Origin of the sequence: Rheinheimera lutimaris, from assembly GCF_013283795.1 — a bacterium.
Taxonomy (GTDB): domain Bacteria; phylum Pseudomonadota; class Gammaproteobacteria; order Enterobacterales; family Alteromonadaceae; genus Alishewanella; species Alishewanella lutimaris.
On the sequence record NZ_JABSOD010000021.1, the window covers coordinates 21,545 to 44,681 of the forward strand.

The window sequence follows — 23,137 nt, forward strand, 5'->3', positions numbered from 1 at the left end:
TCAGGCACGTAATCCCAGGTTTTCCGGATAAGGGTCAAAATAACGTTGGTTACTTACATAGGCGTTCGGATGTTGTTTCAAATGATGCTGCAATAATGTAAGCGGTGCTAACAGCGGCACAAAGCCCTGGCGGTAGCGGTGGATCAGATCAGACAGCTCCTGCTTAGCTTCTGCCGTTAAACCGTGCTTTAAAAACCCCTGTAAATGTTGCAACACATTGGTATGCTGCTTACGGCTGGCAATGTTTTTCAACGCCTGCATCAAGTCCAGCAAATAACGCTGTTGTAACTCTGCCGGAGCAAACAACTTAGCTTGTGCTACCAGACGGCCAAGCTCGCGGTAGGCTACCGGGCTGTGGGCCATCACCAGGAATTTATAGCGGCTGTGAAACGCTACCAGTTTGCCGACAGTAAAACCATCCAGCATAGTTTGTTGATAGTCATAACAGCTGAAGACACGACAGATAAAGTTTTCTTTTAACGCCGGATCAAACAAACGGCCGTCTTCTTCTACCGGCAACCAGGGATAAGTCTGCATTAGCTGTCGTGTATAGAGTCCTACGCCGAGCTTACCCAGCTGCTGCCCTTTAGCATCAAACAGCCGCACCCGCTCCATACCGCAGCTGGGCGATTTGGCACAAACAATATAACCGCTAAGTTCTGCCAATTGCGGCAGTTTAGTGTCAGTGTAAGCCAGCATTGCCGCGGTATGATCAATCTTGCTGTCGTTACTTTGCACCAGATGCACTTTGTGCTCATCATCCAATTGCAGCCTGATGGCCGGCCTTGGCGCGCTCATGCCAATGGCCATTTCCGGACATACCGGCACATACTTTACCCAAGAGGCTAACTGCTGCAGACAAAACGCCGAAGCCTTATGCCCGCCGTCGTAACGCACTTTCTCACCCAATACACAGGCACTGATCCCCAGCTTAATTGTCATAACTTTACCGCATGAATTACGTCAGTGTTATTTACACAGCATACGCCATTTCAGATCGGAATTTTTTGCCAACACTGAACTGTTTGCATAAAAAAACGGCAAGTTGCCAAAGCAACTTGCCGTTTTTTTATGATTTTGACGCAAAAATTACTTTTTGCCGGTGCCTACTTCAACACGGGATTTTAATTTTTGTCCGGGTCGGAAAGTTACCACACAACGGGCAGAAATCGGTATATCTTCACCGGTTTTCGGGTTACGTCCCGGCCGCTCATTTTTAACCCGCAGGTCAAAATTGCCAAAGCCGGATAACTTTACCTGATCACCCGCTTCTAATGCTACGCGGATTTCCTCAAAAAAAGCTTCCACTATTAATTTGGCATCGCGTTTGCTAACACCAAACTTTGTAAACAGACGTTCTGCTAAATCGGCTTTGGTAAGCGCCATTCTTAATCCCTCAACGTTGCGTTGAACTCTTCACCAAGCGCGCTAACTACTTGATTTACCAACTGTTGGATATCTTTATCCTCCAGGGTACGCGCTATATCCTGCAGGGTCAGAGCGATGGCCAGCGATTTAAAACCCTCTGCCACACCCGTGCCTGTATATACGTCAAACAATTTTAGGTCAACTAATTGATTTCCGCTAACTTTTTTTATAGTAGCAGCAATATCAGCAAAACGCACCTCTGATTTCACTACCACAGCTAAATCGCGCCGGTTCGCCGGATACTTCGACAGCTCCCGTGCCTGCACGATATCGCGCAAGCCAAGCGCTTCGACTTCCAACTCAAACAGATAAGCCTTACCCTTAATACCCAGCTTACGCTCAGCCTCCGGATGCAGAGCCCCGACATAACCTACCAACTTATCGGCACGGTATACCCCGGCAGTTTGCCCGGGGTGTAAGGCACTGTGTTCTGCGCTGTTGAAACGAAAATCAGCTGTTGCTGATGTCTGCGCCAATATAGCCTCAACATCGCCTTTAATATCATAGAAGTCGGCAACACGGTTTTCCATATTCCAGTGCTCGTTGTGCATAGAGCCAACGATAACGCCACCGAGCACCGCAACCTGACGCACGCCGCCTTCGGCAGTTGCATCGGGGATAAATTTCAAACCATACTCAAATAACCGGATGCGGCCTTGCTGCCGGTTTTGGTTGTATTGCACGGTTTGCAATAAGCCCGGCCACAAATTTAACCGCATAGCAGACATATCAGCTGAAATAGGATTAGGTAATACCAGTGCCTGTTGCGCCGGAAACAGTTGCTGTTGAACTTTCGGGTCAACAAAGCTGTAGGTAATGGCTTCCTGGTAACCGCGGTCTACCAATACTGTGCGCAGGCGTTGCACATTTAACTCTGCTTCGCGGAATTTACGCATTTTTAAACTGGCTTGCGGCGCCACATTGGGAATGTTGTTGTAACCGTATACCCTGGCCACTTCCTCAATTAAATCTTCCGCTATGCTGATATCAAAGCGATACCCCGGCACAGTTACCTGCCAACCGTCGCCGGTTTCAGCAACCACCAGGCCCAAACGGCCGAAAATCGCTGTAACGTCGGCTTTGCTAATACTGATGCCTAAAATACGCGCCAGTTTAGCTTCGGTCAGGCTGATCACCGCCGCCTTTGGTAAATGTTGCTCAGATACAGCTTCAACGACCGGGCCTGCCTCACCACCACAAATTTGCAGTAAAAGCGACGTAGCACGCTCCATCGCCGTATGTTGTAGCTGCGGATCGACACCACGCTCGTAGCGGTGAGATGCATCGGTGTGCAAACCATATTGCCGTGCTTTGCCGGCTATCGCCAGCGGGGCAAAAAAAGCACTCTCAAGGAAAATATCCTTAGTTTCGCCGGTAACACCACTGTGCAAACCACCGAAAATACCGGCCATTGCCAGCGCTTTGCTGTTATCGGCAATTAGCAATGTATTGCTTTTCAGCGTGACTTCGCTCTCATCCAGCAGCACCAGGGTTTCACCTTCAGTGGCAAGACGAACATTAATCTCGCCGTCAATGCCTGCCAAATCAAATGCATGCATCGGGTGGCCCAGCTCAAGCAAAACAAAGTTGGTGATATCTACCACGGCATCTATGCTTCGCACACCACAACGCCGCAGCTTTTCAGTTAACCACAGCGGGCTTGGCGCTTTAACATTCACATTACGCACTACCCGGCCTAAATAACGCGGACAAGCGTCCGGCGCACTTAAGGTAATCGCCTTTTTATCTGCAATTGTCGCCGCTACCGGAGTAATTTTTGGCACACACACTGCCAGCTTATTCAGTACGCCAACTTCGCGCGCCAGGCCTTTGATACCCAAACAGTCTGCGCGGTTTGGCGTCAAGTCAACCTCAATAATGCGATCGTCCAGTTGTAAATATTGACGAATATCCTGCCCTACCGGCGCATCGTGCGGCAACTCAATGATACCGTCTGAGGCTTCTGCCATACCAAGCTCAGATAACGAGCACAACATACCGTGCGATGGCTGGCCGCGTAATTTGGCTTTTTTAATCACGAAATCGCCGGGCAGTACCGCGCCCACTGTTGCTACCGCAACTTTTAACCCCTGACGACAATTTTTTGCACCACAGACAATATCCAGCAGCTCATCACCGCCGATATTAACTTTGGTTACCTGTAATTTATCGGCATCCGGATGTTGGCCGCATTCAACCACTTCACCCACTACCACGCCGCTGAAATCGCCGGCTACGGTTTCAATACCGTCTACTTCCAAACCGGCCATCGACAGCTGTTCAGATAAGGTGTTGCTGTCAATGGCTGGGTTTACCCATTCGCGTAACCAGGCTTCACTGAATTTCATCTAGATTAACTCCGCTTATCTGAACTGTTTTAAGAAACGTAAATCGTTTTCGAAGAAGGCACGCAAATCAGTAACACCGTAGCGCAACATGGTCAGGCGCTCTACGCCCATACCAAAAGCAAAACCGCTGTATACCTCAGGGTCAATACCGACAGAACGCAGCACATTCGGATGCACCATGCCGCAGCCCAACACTTCTAACCACTTGCCGTTTTTACCCATTACATCTACTTCAGCTGAAGGCTCGGTGAACGGAAAAAACGATGGCCGAAAGCGGATCTGTAAGTCTTCCTCAAAAAAGTTATGCAAAAAGTCATGCAAAATGCCTTTGAGCTCAGTAAAGCTGACCTTAGTGTCGACCATTAAGCCCTCTACCTGGTGAAACATCGGTGTATGGGTTTGGTCATAGTCGTTGCGATATACACGGCCGGGCGAAATAATGCGCAGCGGCGGCTGTTGCTGCTCCATAGTGCGGATTTGTACACCGGAAGTTTGAGTGCGAAGCATCAGCTTAGGATTAAAATAAAAGGTATCGTGATCCGCCCGCGCCGGGTGATGATCCGGAATATTCAGCGCATCAAAATTATGAAAATCATCTTCTATTTCCGGGCCGTGCTTTACTTCAAAGCCAAGTTCAGCGAAAAAGGCGGATATACGTTCAATAGTGCGGGTCACCGGATGCAAACCACCGGTTTCCAGCATACGGCCAGGCAAGGTAACATCAATTTGTTCCTGCGCCAGCTTGGCGGCTAATTGTGCGTGCTGTAACAGATCGCGGCGCGCATTTAGCGCATCCTGCACCTGCTGCTTTAATTCGTTAATTTCAGCACCGGCTTGCTTGCGCTGCTCCGGGTCCATGGCGCCAAGCGATTTCAGTAATTCTGTGATGCTGCCTTTTTTTCCGAGAAACTCTACGCGGATAGTCTCCAGAGCCGGAATATCTGCGGCGGCGGCAACGGCCCGTAAGGCGTTTTCCAATATTGCTGTCAGGTTCATCTGTATCCTCAAGGCAGCTAGTGTTTATGTCATATCAAAGCCGGATATAATACACCAGAATACGCGCTAAACGCAGGCTATTACGCGCTTTTTTCTGCAAACCAAACGGATTAATTCAGGATTTCTTTCACGAAAGGGATGGTCAGCTTACGCTGATGCACTATAGTGGCTTTGTCGAGTTTATCTAAAGTAGAAACAAGGGCGCGAATATCACGATCCTGGTGGTTTAATAAATAACGCGCTACCTCATCCGGCAGCTCCATGCCACGCAGCCTGGCTTTTTGTTGCAGCAATTTGTGTTTGTCATCATCAGTTAATAAACGCAATTGAAACGCTGTACAGGCTTGCAGGCGCGATACCAGGTCGGCCAGTTGCAGCCCTAATTGCTGCGGAGCTTCATTGCCGACAATAATCAAGGCCTTACCTTGTTCAGCCATGCGGTTATACAAATCAAATACCGCTGTTTGCCAACTCAGCTCACCGGCAATGGCCTGAATATTATCCAGACATACCAGGTCAAGCTGCTCTAAATCATCCAGTAAACGTGGCGTAAGCAAGCGACAATCATCCAGGGTCAGCAACTGGCTGGTTAACCCCTGCTCCTGCGCTTGCACACAGGCGGCATACAATAAATGCGATTTACCACTGCCGCTGGCACCAAACAAATACACGGGACTTTGCTGCTGAGGCTCTGCCAGATAGGCTTTTAAGAATGCGACGGCAGCGGTTTGCCCTGCCGCATAAAAGCTGTCCAGTGTTTCATCTTCCGGCAGTGTTACCGCCAGGGTGTATTGCAAAGGTTGCATCAATGCAGACATCACCCTCTGGTAAACTCAAACGTTGCCAGCACCACAGGTTCAGCGGCATTTATCGGTTCAGTTGTGCTTGGGTCAGTTGCTCCGGCAGTAACCGGGCGTATCTGCTTATTAAAATTCAGTGCTTTGAGAAAACCGTCAGCGGCGACACTGCTGCTGACCTGATAGTACGCCATACCGGCCTGATAGCGGCTGATCGTTACTTGCGATACGCCAACCATTTGCTGCAACAGCTTTTGCACTTGCACCAAATCTGCAAGGTTATGCAAGCCCTGCACTTTTAACAATAAATCAGCGCTGTCCGTTGCCGACATCACACTGGCGTAGCGCTGTGCTAGCTGGCCAGCCAGTCCGGCGGCAAAAGCTTGCATCAGTGTGGCTTCGTCTGCAGCTGTCACTTCATCGCGGTAGGTCCTGCCATCACTCTGCCGCTGCCAGGTCAACCGCCACAACGGCTCTGCATCAGTACTAATCTGATCTATCGTCGCCGCAACCACAACATCTGCGGTATAGCGTTGACTCGCCAGATTAATTTGCTGCCAAAACCCGGCCCATACGTCGGTTTCAGCAATATTCAGCAAGTCGTCCATATCATACAATGGTTGCAGCAACGGCAAAGCCGCACGGCGAAAAGCCAGTTGCAACCCCGTATTTAATACATGCCCTGCCTGACGGACAAACTGCCGCTCTGAGCCCTGTTGCTGCACTAACCAGACTAAAATATCAGGCCGCAGTGCGCCCCATACCGGGATATTATGCTGTTGCAGCAGTTGATTTACTTTAACTGCATCCAGCAATACCCGCATCCGGTTACCGTCGGCATGCCTTACGGCCTCAAACTGTTTAACATAACCGGACGCCCGCTTCAGCTCAGCTGCAATATCAGTTTGCGTAACAATATCGGCCTTGCCGCTAACCCGGGTTAATACCTGTGCCAGCGCCTGTTGTTGCCATTGCGCTGTGCTGCCTTCTGCCGCGACATCGGCCTGATACAGATCCGCTACCTGAGCAGCATTCACTGCTCCTGCCAATATCAGGCCAGATAATACACTGAAAATGCGCACTAATTTATTCACTATTTAACACCTTAAGCCAGTATCGTCCGGTGATCTGCCCGTATTATCAAATAACTCTGCGAGTCCGGTACAGCCGCACTGCTACAACTCTATTCTGGCTAACCGTATGGCTTGTACAAAAGGCTCATGCAATGCCAGCATAGTTTCAGCAGCCAGATGTTCTCCGGCCTTATCGCGTAAGCTGATTGCCGTGCCTTCTTTAATTCGGCTTAGCACCAGCTGATATTCGCCGTTTGCTACCGGTAATACCGGCTTTTCATCGCCGCCCCACAACTTCGACCAAAAACCGGCTTCCGGCTTTTCATAACTCAGGTAATAAGTAAACGTAGAGCGGTTAATATCGGTGACATCTAAATTTAACTCACCAAACAGCGCTTCTAACTGTGACCAGGCGACGTCTATCGGTTGCGGTGTTAAGAGCGCCGGGTTGCCGTCTTTATCCATGCCGGGCTCCAGCGCTACATCCGGCGCTTTAGCTTTATTTGCCTTGGCAATAATAATCTCTTCTTTGCCGATGCGGTCAATAATCTGATTCAGTAACGCCACTTCCTGGCGCCGGGTTGCCTGAGCCGATAAAGCGGCTTCCGGCGTAAAGTACTGATGCTCAAGCATAGCAACACTCATGCTGGCAGAACGACCATGCGTTCTGGCATCAATTTTAATACTAAAACGCGCCTGTTCAGTCTGTTCCGATGATTTCCAAAACCAAAAGCCTTGCTCTTCGCTGCGGGTAACCCAGCCGGTGACATATTCCAGGCCCTGCTCATCCTGTTGCACCAGCTCAACATCTTGTTCAGCAAATTGTGTTTTCAACATCTGCTGTAAAAATGGCACTAAATCGCCGGTATAGTCATTGCGATCAAACCAAACGCGGGATAATTTATCGCCTTCTTCCATCCGGCTGCTGGCGGCGGTAGCCAATACCATGGCCGGAGCCCGCGTATCAACGCCCGCGGCAGTTGCAGACGTCGCCGGAATATCAAACTGGCCGGGGGTTGCCGGCGCTTGTAAGCCGGCCGGCACTTTAATCGTCTGTCTGGTTGGCTCAGGCACGCTGGTTTGCTCAACCTGCGAGGTTGAACAGCCGGCCAGCAAAATACCTAACGCTACACTACTCTTTACCCAATGTTGCACTTTACTACTCCTGAATTTGCTACTGTGCTGTGTTATCACAGCGTAATACCAGCCTGCGTCAATGCCTGTTCGATTACCGCGCCGTGAATTGGTTCAAGCGGTGTCAGAGGTAAACGCATCAGATCTGAACTGATTAACCCCATTCTGTACAGCGCCCATTTCGCCGGAATGGGGTTAGCTTCGATAAATAAATCATGGTGCAACGCTTGTAAGCTGCGATCAATTTGTTGCGTCAACGCTTTATCACCGGCCAATGCCGCCTGACACAGTTGCGCCATTTGTCGCGGTGCTATGTTAGTGGTAACAGAAATAACACCATGGCCACCTTGTAACATAAATTCAGCCGCTGAGGCATCATCACCGCTTAATAACATAAAGTCTGCCGGACAATGCTGCTGCAAGTCAGCCAGGCGCTGCATAGAGCCGGTCGCTTCTTTAATACCGACGATATTGCCCGTTTTAGCGAGCTCAGCTACCGTTTCCGGTAATAAGTCGACGCCGGTGCGGCCGGGCACATTATATAAAAGCACCGGTTTGTCAGTAGCCGCAGCTACCGCGTTAAAGTGCAGCACCATACCTTTTTGCATCGGTTTGTTATAAAACGGCGTAACCGTTAAGAAGCCGTCTATTGGTAATCGGGACAAAGCCCGGGTGCGTTCTACCGCTTCCGCCGTTGAGTTTGCGCCGTTACCGGCCACAACAGCAATACGTCCTGCCACCTGGGTGCAAACAGCAGCAATAACATCCAATTGTTCAGCAAAACTAATGGTTGCCGCTTCACCGGTCGTGCCCATAATAACCAGGCCCTGAGTACCGTTTTGCAGATGAAAATCTACCAGCCGTTTCAGACTGAGATAATCAATTTCACCCTGCCCAACCATCGGTGTTATCAGTGCAACCCAACTTCCTCTGAACATCTTTATTACTGCCCCGTTTACCATTAAGGCCGCCTATGTTAAAGAGACACCGGCGTAAACACAAGAATCCGTTTGGCCTTAACGCAACACAGCACAAACGGATGAAATCCTTTAGCCTTATGCTACACTGGCGCGCATCATTTTTGCTCAGTGTATTTTTTGTTGTCACCGGGGTTTTTATACTATGCCACAACAACTTGTCGTAACCGCCATCGGCACTGACCGTACCGGCATTGTCAGTAAGCTTGCCCGATTAGTCACAGATTGTAATTGCAATATTACCGACAGCCGCATGGCCATTTTTGGTGGTGAATTTACTTTTATTATGCTACTGAGCGGCGATCCTGCCGCCATCAGTCGTATCGAGCATCTGTTGCCGGTTTTAGGTGTAGAACTTGATCTAACCACCATGACTAAACGTACCGGTTCGCACCAACATAAAGAGGTAGCAGCACATTACGTGTTGGAGTACACCGGACCGGACCGCGTTGGCACCTTAGGTGCTATTACCGGCTTACTGGCCAGCCGTCAGGTGTATATCGGCTCATTACAATCGCAGAGTAAAACCGCGGCAGATGGTCAAAGTATTATGCACACCATGATGACGTTGGAATTGCCACAAAGCGAGCCCGCAGCACAAATAGAGGCCGACATTGGCGCTTTGATGCAGCAAATGAATTTAACCGGCAGTTTTCATGCCCAAACCTGATAGGGAGCACACCATGCAATATTTAGCCGCCGGCAGTACGGCACCCGACTTCACCCTTACAGATCAACATAATAATTCAATACAGCTGAGTAATTTGTTAAAGCAAAGCCGCGTACTGGTGTATTTCTACCCTAAAGCGATGACACCCGGCTGCACCGTGCAAGCTTGTGCACTGCGCGACAGCAAAGCAAAGCTGGCAGCCAAAGGCGTAACGGTAGTCGGTATCAGCACCGACGCCCCGGCCAGACTGGCTAAATTTGCCCAGCGTGACGAGCTGAATTTCACCCTGTTATCAGATGAAGATCACAGCATCGCAGATGCTTTTGGCGTCTGGGGCGAAAAAAAGTTTATGGGCAAAGTATATGATGGCTTGCACCGTATCAGCTTCCTGATTGCGCAGGACGGCAAAGTAGAACACGTGTTTGACAGCTTTAAAACCAAAGATCATCACCAGGTGGTGTTGGATTATTTAGGTTAAGTCACCACGCTTAATAATGTAGTTTGATTGCTTATTTTTTCACTGCCGGGAGAGCACCATGCAAAAACAATTAATGGCGGTATTTATCGCCCTGACAGTCAGCCAAAGTGTGCAGGCTGCAGAGCTTGTTACCGAAAAAGCTACCTTAACAATAGATACCGTAGCCTCGGGTTTAAAACATCCGTGGGGCATGACCTTTCTGCCCGATGGCAGTATGCTGGTAACAGAGCGCAACGGTGGCCTGCTGCGGGTTGATACCAACGGCAATAAAAGTGCACCACTGAGTGGCTTGCCCGAAATTGATGCACGGGGTCAGGGTGGTTTGCTTGACGTAACTCTGGCGCCGGACTTTGCTACCAGCAATAAACTGTATTTCAGCTTCAGTGAACCGGGCTCTGACGGCAACAGCACAGCCGTTGCCAGTGCCATACTTGGTACAGACAAACTCAGCGATGTCACGGTTATTTTCAGTCAACAACCGAAGTATGACAGCCGCCACCATTTTGGCAGCCGGTTGGTATTTGATAACAGCGGCAAGCTATTTATCACGACCGGTGACCGTGGTAGCCAGCGCCACCAGGCACAAAAGCCGGACAACCATATCGGCAAGGTGATACGCATTAATACCGATGGTACCGCAGCACAAGATAACCCTTATGTGAACGACGCCGCCGCCAAAGCCGAAGTTTGGTCCTACGGCCATCGTAATATTCAGGGAGCAGCATTGCACCCGCAAACAGGCATGCTATGGACGCACGAACACGGCCCCCAGGGCGGCGACGAAATTAATATCGCTGAAGCAGGTAAAAACTATGGTTGGCCGGTTATCACCTATGGTGAAGAATACGGCGGCGGTGTAATTGGTCAAACCAAACAAGATGGCCTTGAGCAACCACTACATTATTGGGTGCCGTCAATCGCGCCAAGTGGTATGGCATTTTACAACGCGGAGCTGTTTAGTGGCTGGAACAATAACCTGTTAGTCGGTTCACTCAAATTTGGCCAATTGGTGCGTTTAGAATTAAGCGGAAACAAGGTTAGTCATGAAGAACGTATAATGATTGGCCAACGTATCCGCGATGTAAGGCAAGGCCCGGATGGCGCGGTGTACCTGCTTACTGACAGCTCTGATGGCGAGATCCTGCGCTTAACTCCGGCGAAATAACCACCTTGATGACCGTTAAATCTTATGCCGGCAAGCTTAGCTTGCTGGCCCTGGCGCTGCCGTGTTTATTCAGCCGCAGTGCACAGGCCGACACCGAAATAATTATCGTAAGTGCCACCGAACAACGCGAAAGCTGGCTTGCCAGCCCCGCATCGGTTGAACTGAGTACTGCGCCAGAACAGGGGATCCTGATCGACAGCGCGCAATTGCTCAACAGTATCAGTGGTGTGCAAGCCGACAGCCGTGCCAACTTCGCCCAGGATACACGCATAAGCATTCGTGGTTTTGGTAGTCGCAGCGCTTTTGGCATCCGCGGTTTATATTTACAACAGGATGGCATTCCGTTGTCTACCCCGGATGGCCAGGGCCAGCTGTCCAGTGTATTACTCGACAACATAGCCCGGGTAGAAGTGTTAAAAGGGCCACTGGCGGCGCTTTACGGCAACGCGTCCGGTGGCGTTATTTCACTTTACAGCCATGAGCCGGCACAAAATGCGTTGGCTGTCAGCGTGGCAGGTAGTGAACAACACCGGCAGTATCAATTGCATGCTGATTGGGTCAATGGTGACAGCAGTCTGAGTACCACCCTGAAACAATTTACCACTGATGGTTACCGGCCGCACTCTGCAGCTAAAAAGCAACAAGCTCAACTGCTGTACCGCACCGCACTGGCAGAAACAGTGAAGCTGACGGCCAGGCTGGACTATGCCAGAGATCCGCAACTGCAAGACCCGCTGGGGTTATCTGTCGCCGACTGGCGTCAAAGTCCACAGCAAACCGACGCGGCGGCAACGTTATTCGATACAGAAAAACACAGTCGTCAGCGCCAGCTCAGTGTCAGCCTCACTGATTACCACGATGCCGAACTATGGCAACTAAGCAGTTGGCGGGGCGATCGCAATATCGGCCAACGGCTGGCTTTTACCGGCAGTGCCTTATCCTCTGCCGGTGGTGAAGTAGCCTTACAGCGCAGTTTCAGTGGCATCAGCGGCAGCTACCGGCTGGCACAAGGTGCACATTATCAGCTACGCGTCGGCGGTAGCATGGTACAAAGTGATGATGACAGACAAGGTTTTGTAAATGACTTTGGCCAGCGTGGTGAGCTGCGCCGCGATCAAACTGACCGTGCAGATAACACCGATATGTTCGCCCGCTTTAACTGGCAACCGGCAACACGCTGGCAATTGCAGGGGGGCTGGCGTTACAGCGAGCTGCAACTGGCTGTTGCCGACCGCTACATTAATGCCGGTAACCCGGACGACAGCGGCAGCAAGCGCTTTTACAACCAGGCTCTGGCACTGGGGCTCAGTTACCGGATCAATGATGACGTTAGCGGTTTTATCAGTGCCGGCCGCGGGTTTGAAAGCCCGACGTTAGCAGAAATTGCTTATCGTAGTGATGGCAGCGGGGTAAATCTGGCGCTGGATGCCAGTACCAACCGGCAATGGGAAGGCGGTATTAAGTGGCAACAAAGCAGCGCCAGTGGTAATCCTTTTACCGGTAGTGTCAGCCTGTTTACTATCAGCACCGATAATGAACTGTTGGTAGACGCCTCAACCGGCGGTCGCACCAGCTATCGCAATGCCGCCAAAACCGAACGTTTTGGCACAGAGCTACAACTAAACTGGCAGCAAAATGCTTATCTGCGGCATCAACTTAACGCTCACTATTTAACGGCTGAGTTTGCTGATGCGATACTTGATGACAAGCATTTACCCGGCGTAGCCAACCGCCAATTACATTGGCAACTGCAGTACCGGCCGTGGCAAACTGACACCGTGTTGGCGTTACACAGCCAATACCGCAGTAAAGTATATCTGGATGATGCCAACAGTGACTCTGCACCGGCGGCAGTAAGCTTTTCTGTCAGTGCCCGCCACAGCGAACAATGGCAGCAACTGGCACTGGACTACTGGCTGGCACTGGATAATCTTACTGACAAAACCTATGTTGGCTCGGTAATTGTTAATCAGAGCAATGGCCGTGCCATTGAACCGGCACCCGGGCGTCAATTCAGTGCCGGTATCAGCGCAGGTTTTTCCTGGTAGTTAACACAGCAGTACGCTAAGGCGTTACTGCTGTGTCTTCGTTTCCTCTGCGTGCGGATGCACCCTGCCCGACCAGGCATTTACAGTGGCTTTTACTAGCGAAGCCAGCGGTATCGCGAAGAAAATCCCCCAAAAACCAAACAAACCGCCAAAAAACAACACAGCAATAATAATAAATACCGGATTCAAATCTACGGCCTCTGAAAACAGCAACGGTACCAATAAATTTCCATCAAGTGCCTGAATAATGCCATACGCCAGCATTAAATAACCAAACTCAGCCGTCGGCCCCCATTGAAAAAAAGCTACCAGCGCTACCGGTAAAGTGACAACAGCCGCTCCAACATAAGGTATTAACACCGACAGCCCGACCAGCACCCCCAACAGCAAGGGATAATTCAGACCAAACACAGCAAACACGGCATAACTGCAGGCACCAACAATTAAAATTTCCAGAATTTTACCGCGGATATAATTCATAATTTGCGCGTTCATCTCATGCCACACCTGCGAGATCAGTTTGCGCTCTGTCGGCAATAACTGCACAAAGCTGGTGGTCAGTTGCGTTTTATCCTTCAGCATAAAAAATACCATTAACGGCACCAGTACCAAATAAATCAGTAACGCAACCAAATCAACGATCGATGCCAGTGACAACTGCAGCATATTGGTACCGAACTTCATTAAGCGCTCATCTACCGAGTGCATTAATATATTAATCTGCTCCACACTGACCACCCCGGGAAACGATACCGGTAACTCCAGTAAATAGGCTTTACCCTGCTCAATCATTTGCGGTAAATCGCGCAGCAAATTACGTCCCTGATACCATACTATCGGGATCAACCACATCAGCGTTAACGTCGCCACACCAATAAACGCCGCTACCACCAGCACAGTGCTGACGCCCCTTGACAGGCCAAGCTTGCCAAGGCGCACTACCGGCCACTCCAACAGATAAGCAAACGCTATAGCCACCAGCACCGGTGCCATAATGCCACTTAACCAGTAAATCGCCATAAAACCGATAAGCAACAATAAAAACAGAGTTACCACCTGAGGATCAGAAAATTTATTGGCATACCATTTTTTTAACCAATCCAGCATAGGTCCGTGCTCCGGTTTATACAAAAGGACTAACTGACGAAAACAACAGCAAGTATACCTAAGATAACGGTTAATTTGGCAGTTAACTCTCTGTCATAACAAAATATATGCTAAATTAGCTGCGCTGTACTGACGGAACTAATTCGCGTAAAACCAGACAAAGTCTGCATTAGCGGTCAGACCAATCATTAAAACAGGGTCAGGTGTTTTTGACATGACATTCTCTGCAGTAACGAAACCTTTAGCGCTCGGCTTGCTGGCTGCCTGCATCCAGCTGTTACCCGGCAAGGCATCTGCTGTATTGCCCGATTTGGGCGGTAATGCATTCAGTACCATAACACCGGAAAAAGAAAAGCAACTTGGCGATGTAATGATGCGTCAAACCCGCGGCAGCTTGCCAATGGTGTACGATCCACTATTGGATGAATATATCAACTCATTAGGCAACAAGCTGGTAGCCCGCGCCAATGACGTAAAATTCCCGTTTAAGTTTTACTGGGTAGAAGATAAAAATATTAATGCTTTTGCCACCCTCGGCGGCAATATTGTCTCGCATACCGGCACCCTGTCCGTGGCAGAGAGTGAAAGTGAGTTCGCCTCGGTTATGGCACATGAAATTGCCCACGTTACCCAGCGCCATATCGCCCGTTTTGTTGAAGCGCAGAGCCAAAAAGCCCCACTAACACTGGCCGGAGTCCTTGGCGCTATAGTATTGGCGACGGTAAATCCTGATGCCGGTATGGCTGCACTGATGGCCACCCAGGGCGCGGCGCAGCAAAGTGCCATTAACTTTACCCGCAGTAACGAGCAGGAAGCCGACCGCATTGGTATGCAAATACTATCAGAAGCCGGCTTTGACCCGCACGCCGTGCCGAACTTTTTCCGTAAGCTAACGGAGCAAAGCCGGTTCGTAAACCAGCAGTTATCCTTTTTACAAACCCACCCACTGTCACAAAGCCGGGTGAGCGATACGCGGATGCGCGCCGAGCAGTTTCCGCAACGGTTCGTGCCGGACAGCCAGGATTTTACTCTGAGTAAGGCCCGCGTTATGGCCCGATACCAGTATGATAAAAAAAATGCTGAAGTCATCTTCCGTAAGATGCTCCGTGAGCCAGGTGGCAATACCCGCGCCAATCAATATGGCCTTGCCATAGTCTTATTAGACAGTGGCAAGCCGGAACAAGCTCGCAAGTTAATAGAGCAGCTGCTGGCAAAGGATGAGCACAATCTTTACTACATCGATGTCTACACCGACATCTTACTGGCGCAGAAAGAATATCAGCTGTGCTTAGAGATGTTAGAACAGCAATATCTGTTGCGGCCGAATAATCAGGTGGTTACGCTTAATTATGCTAACGCAGCAATGAAGTCCAATGCCAACCGCCTGGCCATTCATCTGTTAAAAAGCCTGCTGTTTTATAAAAACGACAACATTTTGGCCTACGATCTGCTTTCTGAAGCCTATAAAGCTGCCGGTGACTTTGCCAAGTTTTATGAAGCCCGCGCCGATTTAAGATATCAGATGGCCAATTATCCGTTGGCCATTGACGATTTAAACGAAGCACTTAATCATTTAAAGCCGGAAGAAAAACTGGAAAGCCGCCGGCTGGAAGCTAAAAAAGTGCAACTGCAAACTGAATTTGACCGGTTGCGCCGTATGTAGCCAACCACACTGCTTAACAGGACACCTTATGCTAACCATTTACCATAACCCTCGTTGCTCTAAAAGCCGCGAAACTCTGGCATTGTTGCAACAGCAATCACAGCCACTGCAGATCATCGAGTATTTGAAAACACCGCCGACTGCAGATGAACTGCGTCATCTGCTGCAATTACTTGGCCTGAGTGCCCGTCAGTTGCTGCGCACCAAAGAAGATGAATACCGGCAATTGGGGTTGGCCGATACCACCCTGAGCGAGCAACAACTTATTGCCGCTATGGTAGCGCAGCCAAAGTTAATTGAGCGGCCTGTGGTGGTTAACGGTAATAAAGCCGTAATTGGCCGGCCGGCAACTAATGTGCTGAATATACTGCCATGAGCGGTTATGTGTTGGTGCTGTATTATTCGCGCCATGGTGCTGTTGCCGCTTTGGCAGACAAAATCGCCATTGGTATTCAACAGGCAGGAGCAGAAGCCATGGTGCGCTGCATACCGCCATTGGACAATAGCAGCACCAGCCGCCATGCCATTGTTACCCTGGCGGAGCTAAGCGGCTGTGACGGTTTGGCTTTTGGCAGCCCGGTGCGGTTTGGCAATATGGTGGCTGATGCCAAAGCCTTCTGGGATGGCACCACCAGCCTGTGGCTTAAGGGCGAATTAATTGATAAACCGGCCGGGGTGTTCACCTCTTCCGGCAGTATGCATGGCGGTAATGAAACCACTTTGCTCAGTATGAGCCTACCGTTGTTACATCATGGTATGCTGTTAACAGGCATCCCCTACAGCGAACCGGAATTACACCAAACCAGCAGCGGCGGCACACCTTACGGGCCAAGCCATGTTAGCGGCCATCATGCTGACAACAAGCTAAGCGTCGATGAACAGCGTCTGGCTATCGCTTTTGGCAAACGATTGGCCGGTTTAAGCCGGCAACTCAAACAACACAGGTAATCATCATGCAACACAGCAGTACTATTGCAATGTCCGCCAAAACCGCCCGCTATCTGTTGCTGGGCCGGTTGGGCTTTTTTGGCTTGTGGTTATTGCAACCTTTGTGGATCTTATGGCTGGCACCGCCGCAACTGGGCAATGCTTATACCTTGCTGACTTTACTCTGGCTGCCTTTGTGGTTCCCGCTTTACGGTATGATAAAAGGCCATGCTTACACGCTGGCTTGGGCTAACTTTATTGTGATGATTTACTTCCTGCACAGCCTGACTAACTTGTGGGTTAGCACTGGTATGCATCAGTTGTTGTCGGTTACAGAACTGCTGCTGGCCAGCATGATGTTTATCGGCTGCACCTATTATGCCCGCTTTCGCGGCCAGGAGTTGGGCTTAAAGATCCCGAAACTGAAGGATGATCCGCGTCGCTGAGTTAGTCGGCGGCCAGCCGGCCCATATAAAATGTCAGCCGGCGCTGAATAAAGCCACTTTGCACCATCCGGCTCAGGGCTGCATTAAGCTGCTGTGCGCCGGCAGGGTTATGCCTGCTTAAACCACAATATACAGCCGGCGGTGCCGACCACAGCGGATCAGCGGCAAAGCTTTGATCGTCCGATGTTTTTATATAGAAGTGATAAGATAAATCCACCGTCATAACGATATCCAACCGGCCTTGCTTTAACCTGAGCAAATTACTTTCCAACGAATGGGCATCATCACGTATCACGTCGCCGGAGCGAAACACCTGCTCCAACTCGGGGTAAGTAAAACCACGGGTAGTGCCTACCCGCTTACCTGCCAAATGCTGCACCGCGCTAACCGGCTTGGCATCGCGCAAGCGTACCATCAGTTGTTGCGTATTAAACAGCGCTTCGGTCCACAGTAATTGCTTAGGGTGTATCACCCAGTCGGGGCTTAAAAAACAGGCTATATCAGCTTCCCCCTGCAATAACCAGGGTTCAACCCGGGCACGGGGTAAATTTAAATACTGCACCGGCCGGCTTAATTGCCGCGCCAGCTCATCAATAATGTCCTTACTTAAACCGGCCTGCAGTACGTTATCCGCATTGAAAATAGCATAAGGCGGTGTATTGGAATCACTGACAATAGCACGGACAGGATCGCTGGCATTTGCCGCCGGCAGTACAGAAAAACACAGTAATATCAGGCAGAGTGCTCGCATTAACCCTCGCTATACAACAGCTTACTGCACTTAAGCAAAAGTGCCGGCTTACTTTACTGAGTATCAATACTAGCCCGGTCGTCGTCTTCCAGCCATTCTGCTTTTTCTATCTGGCTGAACCTGCTGCTGATTTTATGTGCCGAGGTATGAATTTGCTTCACATCGGTTGCGGCCTGATCAATATGTTTGGCTAAATTATCAAAGCGGCCGCGAAACCGGTCAAAATCTACCGCTAACTTAACAAGGTGTTCCTGAATAAGGTGCACCTGGCGACGGGTGGCGTCATCCTTTAACACACTGCGTGCCGTAGTTAATACCGCCATCAAGGTGGTGGGCGATGTTAACCATACGCGGCGACGATACGCTTCTTCAACAATATCAGCATGGTAAGCATGCAACTCGGCAAAAATAGCCTCTGCCGGCAAAAACATAATGGCACCGTCGGCGGTTTCATTGGCAATGATGTATTTGTCGGCAATATCATTAATATGCTTTTTAATATCCAGCTTAAACTGGCGCTGTGCTTGTTTGCGCTCTTCCGTGCCGTATTGCGGATCGGTCATCTTTTTATAACTCTCCAGCGGAAACTTGGCATCAATAGCAATATCACCGCTGGGTTTGGGTAAAAACAACATACAGTCGGCAATACGGCCGTTGCTTAATGTGTGTTGCAAAGAAAAATGCTGTTCCGGCAGGACATTACGAATAAGCGCGGTTAACTGCACTTCACCAAAAGCGCCGCGTGAGCGTTTATCGGCCAACACTTCCTGCAGGCTGACGACATTAGTAGACAGCTCGGTAATTTTCTTTTGCGCATCATCAATCAGTGCCAGCCGTTTGACAATATCAGTAAAGGTTTGGTTAGTTTTCTCAAAACCTTCACTTAAGCGCCGCTCTACCTGACCGGCAATATCTTTTAAACGCAGATCCGTGCTTTGTGTCAGCTGTTTTACCTGCTCTGCTAACATAATTGCCTGTTGTTGCAGGTTTTTACTCAGTTCAAACCGGGCGGCTTGCTGAGTGTCGGTAATTTTCTGCAGCACTTGCAACACATTATCCTGTTGCTGCTGCTGTAGTTGCTGACGCTGGTTATGCAACTGCTCCAGCAACTGCTGCTGAAATCGTCCCTGCTGTTGCACCAGCTCCAGCTTGTGTTGTGCCAGTTGCTCAGCCAACCCTGCGCCCGGGGCGCGGCGAAATAATTGCACTAACAGTAAAATCAGGTTCAGGGCTAACAGCGCGGTAATCAAATAAATAAAGTGTTGTGTCGACATAAAACCTCTGCGTTGGCAAACCATTGCCGGTTACTTAACGTATAACCAGGCACTATACAACTTTATCAGCAGTACTATGAAACAACTGGCGTTATTTCCGTTAAACAGTTTTATCTTACCTGAAGGTCGCATGCGCTTGCGGATTTTTGAGCCGCGTTATGTCCGGCTGATCAGCGAAGCCAGTGCCGGCAAACGTGATTTTGCTCTGGCACAAATTAACCCTTATGTCAGCCAGCAACATCCGGACCGTATTCTGCCACTGGCGACCCGGGTGTGTATTGAAGACTTTGAGCAATTAGATGATGGCTTGTTGGGCATTACTATCGCCGGGGTAGAAAAAGTTCAGATCACAGAGCGTTGGCAGGAAGCGGATCAGTTACACGTTGCCACAGTAAGCTGCGTAGAGAATTGGCCGGCGCTGGCACTCGACGCCGGCTACCGGCCACTAATGCAACAACTGCAAAAACTGTTACAGCAGCAGCCGGCATTACAGCAGCTTTATCCCAGTCCGAAATACAGCGATGCCGGCTGGCTGGCTTCACGTTGGCTGGAGCTGCTGCCAATGCAACCGGCTTTGAAACAGCGGCTGGCTCTGGAGGATAGCCCGGCGCCCTGTCTGGACAGCTTGCAAGCCTGGTTGTCACATCAAACCTGAGCTTTTACAACCCGATCATAAGCGGCTTGTTCATCATCAGTGATAATTGATACAACTTGCCAGCTTCCCTGCTGAGATTGCAAAGTATAAGAGGTATGGCAGGTAAACATAACAATGTTGTTATTGTCATAAAAGCGCCAATACAGGCTGACAAACTGCAATTGGTCAGACAAGCGCAGCTGATGCTGCAGCACAAAATCGACCGTTGCCACGCCCAAGGCCAGATACTTGGCCACCTGGCCCAGCACATGCCGGTGCAAACCGTCGGTATCGGTCAACAAGGTTTTACTGTCGCCGGCTAATAATAAGCTGGGCAACGAGATAAGCTTTTGAAATGCCTCCGGCTCAGAGTTAATATAGGCTTTGGCATAGGTCTGAAAAAACTGCTCTACCGTTTGCATTTAGCTGATCCCCAAATATTTATGTACCTGCACACTTAAGCGCCAGTTATGTTGTTTGCACATCGCAATGGCCAATTCTGTGGCACGGCGCTGCTGGCTTATCGGCTGTAAGTAAATCAGCTTAGCTTTAGTATCAGTATGTTGCAATAACTGCAACAGCTCATCGATATGTTTTTGCATCGCCACCGGATGCTTTATCTCGTTGGCCCGGTCCAGCGCACTTTGCAGTACTTTATAGCCACCGGCCATATTCACTTTCGGTGACACCGTAACCCAGGTTTGTGCCGGCGCTTTAATGTCAAAGGTACCACTGGTTTCAATTTGTGTGCTGTAGCCTTTACTGTGCAGCGCATTACACAACGGAGTTAAATCATACATGCAGGGCTCACCACCGGTGATCACCACATGCCTGGCCTGGTAGCCCTCACGGGCAAACAAAGCAATTAAATCCTCAGCACTGACACCGGCCCAGTGTTCTGTCTCCGCAGTTTTAACCACAATATCACCCAGCGGTTGGCGCAGCTCATCTTTTATTTCCCAGGTGTGCTTGGTATCACACCAGCTGCAACCCACCGGGCAGCCCTGCAAGCGGATAAAAATGGCCGGCGCGCCGGTAAAACTACCCTCGCCCTGGATAGTTTCGAAAACCTCGTTAACTTTATACACTCTGTGCTTTGCCCTTTAGCCTGTGGCTGATTTACTGTACAATGCGCGCCCCGCACTGCTTGGCGGGCCATGTCGCAAAATTTGAGTTGTATTATACAAGAGAGAGCCTGCTATGCCGAACAAAGTTGTGGTGATTTATTCCGGTGGGATGGACTCCTTCACCGTGTTACACAAAGCGGTGCAGGCCGGCCATGATGTTTATGCGCTGTCGTTTAACTACGGCCAGCGCCATGTCAAAGAGCTGCAGTGTGCGGCACAGGTGTGTCAGGAACTGGGTATCAAACACAAAATTGTCGATATCTCTGCCATTAACCAGCTGTTAGCCGGTTCATCACTGACCGACAATATTGATATTCCGGAAGGCCATTACGCCGCCGACAATATGAAATCAACCGTGGTACCTAACCGTAATATGATTTTATTATCCTTAGCAGTGGGCTATGCGGTGTCTATCGGTGCCAACCAGGTGTATTACGGCGCCCACAGCGGCGATCACTTTATTTACCCGGACTGCCGGCCGGAGTTTGTGCAAAAAATGCATGATGTCTGCCAAATTGCCAACTACGAGCCGGTCGATATTATCAGCCCGTACTTAGCACAAACTAAAATTGAAATTCTGGCCGATGGTCTGGCGATGGGGTTGGATTACAGCAAAACCTGGACCTGCTACAACGGCCGTGAAAAAGCCTGTGGTAAATGTGGCTCTTGTCAGGAGCGCCTGGAAGCCTTTACGCTGAATAACACTACAGACCCACTGCCTTACGAATAAGTCGCCAAAACGATCCAGAACAGCTGGTTATAACATATAGAAAAGCGGCCTTGTGGCTGCTTTTTTCGTCTCTATAATGTCGAAATCTTATGTTATGGCAGTAATTTATGTTTAGTTTTTGGTTTGCTATCCCATTTTGGCAGAGAGTACTTGGTGCGCTGTTGCTCGGCGTGACTACCGGTGTACTGTTGGGCGAAACAGCAACAGTATTTAAACCACTGGGCACGCTGTTTATCAATGCCATCCGCATGTTAGTGGTGCCACTGGTATTTTTTGCCCTGATCAGCAGCATTACCTCACTGGCCGACAGCGGAAAAATGCAGCGGCTGGCGTTTAAAACCGTCGGTCTGTTTTTGTTTACCGCCTTTATTGCCAGTTTAATTGGCTTAGCTATCGGCTCTTTAGTTAATTGGGGCGATGCAGTGCAACTGACAGCGGCGGAAGTAAAACCGCGCGATATTCCACCGGTTGCTGATGTGCTGACTAACCTTATCCCCACCAACCCGCTGGCTGCCATGGTAAATGGCAATATTCTGCAAATTATTGTGTTTGCTTCTTTAGTCGGCATTGCCATTAATAAACTGGGTGATAAAGCCGCACCGATGAAAAAAGTGCTGCTGTCCGGCGCCGATATTATGTACCAAATCACCCGTATGGTATTAGAGCTGACACCGCTGGGCGTGTTCGGTTTAATGGCCTGGGTAGTCGGCAACTACGGCCTGGATACCCTGCTGCCACTGGGTAAGTTTATTCTGGCGATTTATCTGGCCTGCTTTATCCATATCCTGTTTACCTATGGCGGCCTGGTTAAGTTGTTTGGCGGTATACGCCTGCGGAATTACTTTAAAGCCATTTTACCGACGCAGTTAGTCGCCTACAGCAGCGCCAGCAGCTACGGCACCTTGCCGGTAAGTCATAAAGTGGTCACCGAAAATTTAGGCGTGTCAAAAGATTACGCCAGCTTTGTGCTGCCATTGGGCGCCACCATTAATATGGATGGCTGTGGTGGTATTTACCCGGCTATTGCGGCCATTTTTATTGCCCATTTGTATGGTATTGAATTAGCGGCTGTAGATTACCTGCTGATAGCCGGTACCGCCACACTGGCCTCGGTCGGCACCGCCGGCGTACCCGGCACGGCCATGGTCATGCTAACGGTAACCTTAAGTGTGGTGGGTTTGCCGATAGAAGGTATTGCGTTTATTGCTGCGGTAGACAGGATCATCGATATGATGCGCACCGCCACCAATGTAACCGGCGATACCATGGTAGCGCTGGTTATCGGCCGCTCTGAAGGCCTGGTTAAGGCTCCGCTTGCTGCCACCACCGGGCAAGATAACCCCGCAGCAGCGTCTTAACGCTTA

The 23,137-nt window shown here is 49.9% G+C and carries 24 protein-coding genes; 11 read left to right on the forward strand and 13 right to left on the reverse strand.

Annotated elements, in window-relative coordinates; all coding sequences use genetic code 11:
- The 8 genes from HRH59_RS16065 to dapA form a co-directional block, all read right to left on the reverse strand.
- A complete protein-coding gene (locus HRH59_RS16065; protein WP_173502291.1) occupies positions 1 to 942 on the reverse strand; it encodes a YbgA family protein in 942 nt (313 codons plus the stop codon).
- A 147-nt stretch (positions 943 to 1,089) separates the two neighbouring features.
- On the reverse strand, positions 1,090 to 1,386 hold the full coding sequence (locus HRH59_RS16070) for an integration host factor subunit alpha (RefSeq protein ID WP_173502292.1): 297 nt from the start codon (positions 1,384 to 1,386) through the stop codon (positions 1,090 to 1,092).
- A 2-nt stretch (positions 1,387 to 1,388) separates the two neighbouring features.
- Complete coding sequence (gene pheT, locus HRH59_RS16075) at positions 1,389 to 3,776, reverse strand: phenylalanine--tRNA ligase subunit beta (protein WP_173502293.1); 2,388 nt, start codon at positions 3,774 to 3,776, stop codon at positions 1,389 to 1,391.
- A gap of 15 nt (positions 3,777 to 3,791) precedes the next feature.
- Positions 3,792 to 4,772 carry a phenylalanine--tRNA ligase subunit alpha gene (pheS, locus tag HRH59_RS16080; protein ID WP_173502294.1) on the reverse strand — a complete coding sequence of 327 codons (981 nt, stop codon included), beginning with the start codon at positions 4,770 to 4,772 and terminating at the stop codon, positions 3,792 to 3,794.
- A 110-nt stretch (positions 4,773 to 4,882) separates the two neighbouring features.
- A complete protein-coding gene (gene hda, locus HRH59_RS16085; RefSeq protein WP_231702535.1) occupies positions 4,883 to 5,590 on the reverse strand; it encodes a DnaA inactivator Hda in 708 nt (235 codons plus the stop codon).
- Positions 5,590 to 6,663: a DUF2066 domain-containing protein gene (locus tag HRH59_RS16090; RefSeq protein ID WP_173502295.1), complete on the reverse strand. Its 1,074-nt coding sequence runs from the start codon at positions 6,661 to 6,663 to the stop codon at positions 5,590 to 5,592. The genes hda and HRH59_RS16090 overlap by 1 nt, the downstream gene beginning before the upstream one ends.
- Before the next feature lie 81 nt (positions 6,664 to 6,744).
- Positions 6,745 to 7,797 (reverse strand): outer membrane protein assembly factor BamC, encoded by a 1,053-nt coding sequence (gene bamC / locus HRH59_RS16095; RefSeq protein ID WP_173502296.1) that lies wholly within the window; start codon positions 7,795 to 7,797, stop codon positions 6,745 to 6,747.
- 35 nt (positions 7,798 to 7,832) lie between these two features.
- Positions 7,833 to 8,714, reverse strand: a complete 882-nt coding sequence (dapA, locus tag HRH59_RS16100) for a 4-hydroxy-tetrahydrodipicolinate synthase (protein ID WP_173502297.1) — start codon at positions 8,712 to 8,714, stop codon at positions 7,833 to 7,835.
- 184 nt (positions 8,715 to 8,898) lie between these two features.
- On the opposite strand from dapA, the gene HRH59_RS16105 reads away from it, so the two are divergent.
- From HRH59_RS16105 to HRH59_RS16120, 4 genes are read left to right on the forward strand one after another with little or no spacing between them, the layout of a single operon-like run.
- Positions 8,899 to 9,423 carry a glycine cleavage system protein R gene (locus HRH59_RS16105; RefSeq protein WP_173502298.1) on the forward strand — a complete coding sequence of 175 codons (525 nt, stop codon included), beginning with the start codon at positions 8,899 to 8,901 and terminating at the stop codon, positions 9,421 to 9,423.
- Between the two features lie 13 nt (positions 9,424 to 9,436).
- Complete coding sequence (gene bcp, locus HRH59_RS16110; protein ID WP_173502299.1) at positions 9,437 to 9,901, forward strand: thioredoxin-dependent thiol peroxidase; 465 nt, start codon at positions 9,437 to 9,439, stop codon at positions 9,899 to 9,901.
- 58 nt (positions 9,902 to 9,959) lie between these two features.
- Entirely contained in the window at positions 9,960 to 11,066 is a 1,107-nt protein-coding gene (locus HRH59_RS16115; protein ID WP_173502300.1) for a PQQ-dependent sugar dehydrogenase, read from the forward strand.
- 8 nt (positions 11,067 to 11,074) lie between these two features.
- Complete coding sequence (locus HRH59_RS16120) at positions 11,075 to 13,114, forward strand: TonB-dependent receptor family protein (protein WP_173502301.1); 2,040 nt, start codon at positions 11,075 to 11,077, stop codon at positions 13,112 to 13,114.
- Between the two features lie 24 nt (positions 13,115 to 13,138).
- Here the strand turns inward: HRH59_RS16120 and HRH59_RS16125 are convergent, their stop codons facing one another.
- Positions 13,139 to 14,221 carry an AI-2E family transporter gene (locus tag HRH59_RS16125; RefSeq protein ID WP_173502302.1) on the reverse strand — a complete coding sequence of 361 codons (1,083 nt, stop codon included), beginning with the start codon at positions 14,219 to 14,221 and terminating at the stop codon, positions 13,139 to 13,141.
- Positions 14,222 to 14,435: 214 nt separating this feature from the next.
- Between HRH59_RS16125 and bepA the strand changes: the two genes are divergently transcribed.
- The 4 genes from bepA to HRH59_RS16145 are packed head-to-tail and all read left to right on the forward strand — an operon-like array spanning position 14,436 to position 17,257.
- Positions 14,436 to 15,884 (forward strand): beta-barrel assembly-enhancing protease, encoded by a 1,449-nt coding sequence (gene bepA / locus HRH59_RS16130; RefSeq protein ID WP_173502303.1) that lies wholly within the window; start codon positions 14,436 to 14,438, stop codon positions 15,882 to 15,884.
- 28 nt (positions 15,885 to 15,912) lie between these two features.
- On the forward strand, positions 15,913 to 16,260 hold the full coding sequence (arsC, locus tag HRH59_RS16135) for an arsenate reductase (glutaredoxin) (protein ID WP_173502304.1): 348 nt from the start codon (positions 15,913 to 15,915) through the stop codon (positions 16,258 to 16,260).
- The gene (gene wrbA, locus HRH59_RS16140) at positions 16,257 to 16,832 is read left to right on the forward strand and encodes an NAD(P)H:quinone oxidoreductase (protein WP_173502305.1); all 576 of its coding nucleotides are present in this window, start codon (positions 16,257 to 16,259) and stop codon (positions 16,830 to 16,832) included. The genes arsC and wrbA overlap by 4 nt, the downstream gene beginning before the upstream one ends.
- 5 nt (positions 16,833 to 16,837) lie before the next feature.
- Positions 16,838 to 17,257: a DUF2069 domain-containing protein gene (locus HRH59_RS16145; protein WP_173502306.1), complete on the forward strand. Its 420-nt coding sequence runs from the start codon at positions 16,838 to 16,840 to the stop codon at positions 17,255 to 17,257.
- A gap of 1 nt (position 17,258) precedes the next feature.
- Here HRH59_RS16145 and HRH59_RS16150 read toward each other — a convergent pair whose 3' ends face one another.
- On the reverse strand, positions 17,259 to 18,008 hold the full coding sequence (locus HRH59_RS16150; RefSeq protein ID WP_173502307.1) for a substrate-binding periplasmic protein: 750 nt from the start codon (positions 18,006 to 18,008) through the stop codon (positions 17,259 to 17,261).
- A 53-nt stretch (positions 18,009 to 18,061) separates the two neighbouring features.
- Positions 18,062 to 19,282, reverse strand: coding sequence for a DNA recombination protein RmuC (locus HRH59_RS16155; RefSeq protein ID WP_173502308.1), 1,221 nt, complete (start codon positions 19,280 to 19,282; stop codon positions 18,062 to 18,064).
- A gap of 76 nt (positions 19,283 to 19,358) precedes the next feature.
- On the opposite strand from HRH59_RS16155, the gene HRH59_RS16160 reads away from it, so the two are divergent.
- On the forward strand, positions 19,359 to 19,937 hold the full coding sequence (locus tag HRH59_RS16160) for an LON peptidase substrate-binding domain-containing protein (protein WP_173502309.1): 579 nt from the start codon (positions 19,359 to 19,361) through the stop codon (positions 19,935 to 19,937).
- On the opposite strand, the gene HRH59_RS16165 is transcribed toward HRH59_RS16160, so the two are convergent.
- Positions 19,928 to 20,338, reverse strand: coding sequence for a hypothetical protein (locus tag HRH59_RS16165; protein WP_173502310.1), 411 nt, complete (start codon positions 20,336 to 20,338; stop codon positions 19,928 to 19,930). The genes HRH59_RS16160 and HRH59_RS16165 overlap by 10 nt on opposite strands.
- Complete coding sequence (gene queE / locus HRH59_RS16170) at positions 20,339 to 21,004, reverse strand: 7-carboxy-7-deazaguanine synthase QueE (protein ID WP_173502311.1); 666 nt, start codon at positions 21,002 to 21,004, stop codon at positions 20,339 to 20,341. It abuts the gene before it with no gap.
- A 112-nt stretch (positions 21,005 to 21,116) separates the two neighbouring features.
- On the opposite strand from queE, the gene queC reads away from it, so the two are divergent.
- Positions 21,117 to 21,773, forward strand: a complete 657-nt coding sequence (queC, locus tag HRH59_RS16175) for a 7-cyano-7-deazaguanine synthase QueC (RefSeq protein ID WP_173502312.1) — start codon at positions 21,117 to 21,119, stop codon at positions 21,771 to 21,773.
- 107 nt (positions 21,774 to 21,880) lie between these two features.
- Complete coding sequence (locus HRH59_RS16180; protein ID WP_173502313.1) at positions 21,881 to 23,131, forward strand: dicarboxylate/amino acid:cation symporter; 1,251 nt, start codon at positions 21,881 to 21,883, stop codon at positions 23,129 to 23,131.
- Positions 23,132 to 23,137: the final 6 nt, after the last annotated feature.

Bases quoted from the DNA above. Each gene is read 5' to 3' on its own strand.
- HRH59_RS16065 (WP_173502291.1), bottom strand. From the start codon at position 942: ATGACAATTAAGCTGGGGATCAGTGCCTGTGTATTGGGTGAGAAAGTG.
- HRH59_RS16070 (WP_173502292.1), bottom strand. From the start codon at position 1,386: ATGGCGCTTACCAAAGCCGATTTAGCAGAACGTCTGTTTACAAAGTTT.
- pheT (WP_173502293.1), bottom strand. From the start codon at position 3,776: ATGAAATTCAGTGAAGCCTGGTTACGCGAATGGGTAAACCCAGCCATT.
- pheS (WP_173502294.1), bottom strand. From the start codon at position 4,772: ATGAACCTGACAGCAATATTGGAAAACGCCTTACGGGCCGTTGCCGCC.
- hda (WP_231702535.1), bottom strand. From the start codon at position 5,590: ATGTCTGCATTGATGCAACCTTTGCAATACACCCTGGCGGTAACACTG.
- dapA (WP_173502297.1), bottom strand. From the start codon at position 8,714: ATGTTCAGAGGAAGTTGGGTTGCACTGATAACACCGATGGTTGGGCAG.
- HRH59_RS16105 (WP_173502298.1), top strand. From the start codon at position 8,899: ATGCCACAACAACTTGTCGTAACCGCCATCGGCACTGACCGTACCGGC.
- bcp (WP_173502299.1), top strand. From the start codon at position 9,437: ATGCAATATTTAGCCGCCGGCAGTACGGCACCCGACTTCACCCTTACA.
- HRH59_RS16115 (WP_173502300.1), top strand. From the start codon at position 9,960: ATGCAAAAACAATTAATGGCGGTATTTATCGCCCTGACAGTCAGCCAA.
- HRH59_RS16120 (WP_173502301.1), top strand. From the start codon at position 11,075: ATGACCGTTAAATCTTATGCCGGCAAGCTTAGCTTGCTGGCCCTGGCG.
- HRH59_RS16125 (WP_173502302.1), bottom strand. From the start codon at position 14,221: ATGCTGGATTGGTTAAAAAAATGGTATGCCAATAAATTTTCTGATCCT.
- bepA (WP_173502303.1), top strand. From the start codon at position 14,436: ATGACATTCTCTGCAGTAACGAAACCTTTAGCGCTCGGCTTGCTGGCT.
- arsC (WP_173502304.1), top strand. From the start codon at position 15,913: ATGCTAACCATTTACCATAACCCTCGTTGCTCTAAAAGCCGCGAAACT.
- wrbA (WP_173502305.1), top strand. From the start codon at position 16,257: ATGAGCGGTTATGTGTTGGTGCTGTATTATTCGCGCCATGGTGCTGTT.
- HRH59_RS16145 (WP_173502306.1), top strand. From the start codon at position 16,838: ATGCAACACAGCAGTACTATTGCAATGTCCGCCAAAACCGCCCGCTAT.
- HRH59_RS16150 (WP_173502307.1), bottom strand. From the start codon at position 18,008: ATGCGAGCACTCTGCCTGATATTACTGTGTTTTTCTGTACTGCCGGCG.
- HRH59_RS16155 (WP_173502308.1), bottom strand. From the start codon at position 19,282: ATGTCGACACAACACTTTATTTATTTGATTACCGCGCTGTTAGCCCTG.
- HRH59_RS16160 (WP_173502309.1), top strand. From the start codon at position 19,359: ATGAAACAACTGGCGTTATTTCCGTTAAACAGTTTTATCTTACCTGAA.
- HRH59_RS16165 (WP_173502310.1), bottom strand. From the start codon at position 20,338: ATGCAAACGGTAGAGCAGTTTTTTCAGACCTATGCCAAAGCCTATATT.
- queC (WP_173502312.1), top strand. From the start codon at position 21,117: ATGCCGAACAAAGTTGTGGTGATTTATTCCGGTGGGATGGACTCCTTC.
- HRH59_RS16180 (WP_173502313.1), top strand. From the start codon at position 21,881: ATGTTTAGTTTTTGGTTTGCTATCCCATTTTGGCAGAGAGTACTTGGT.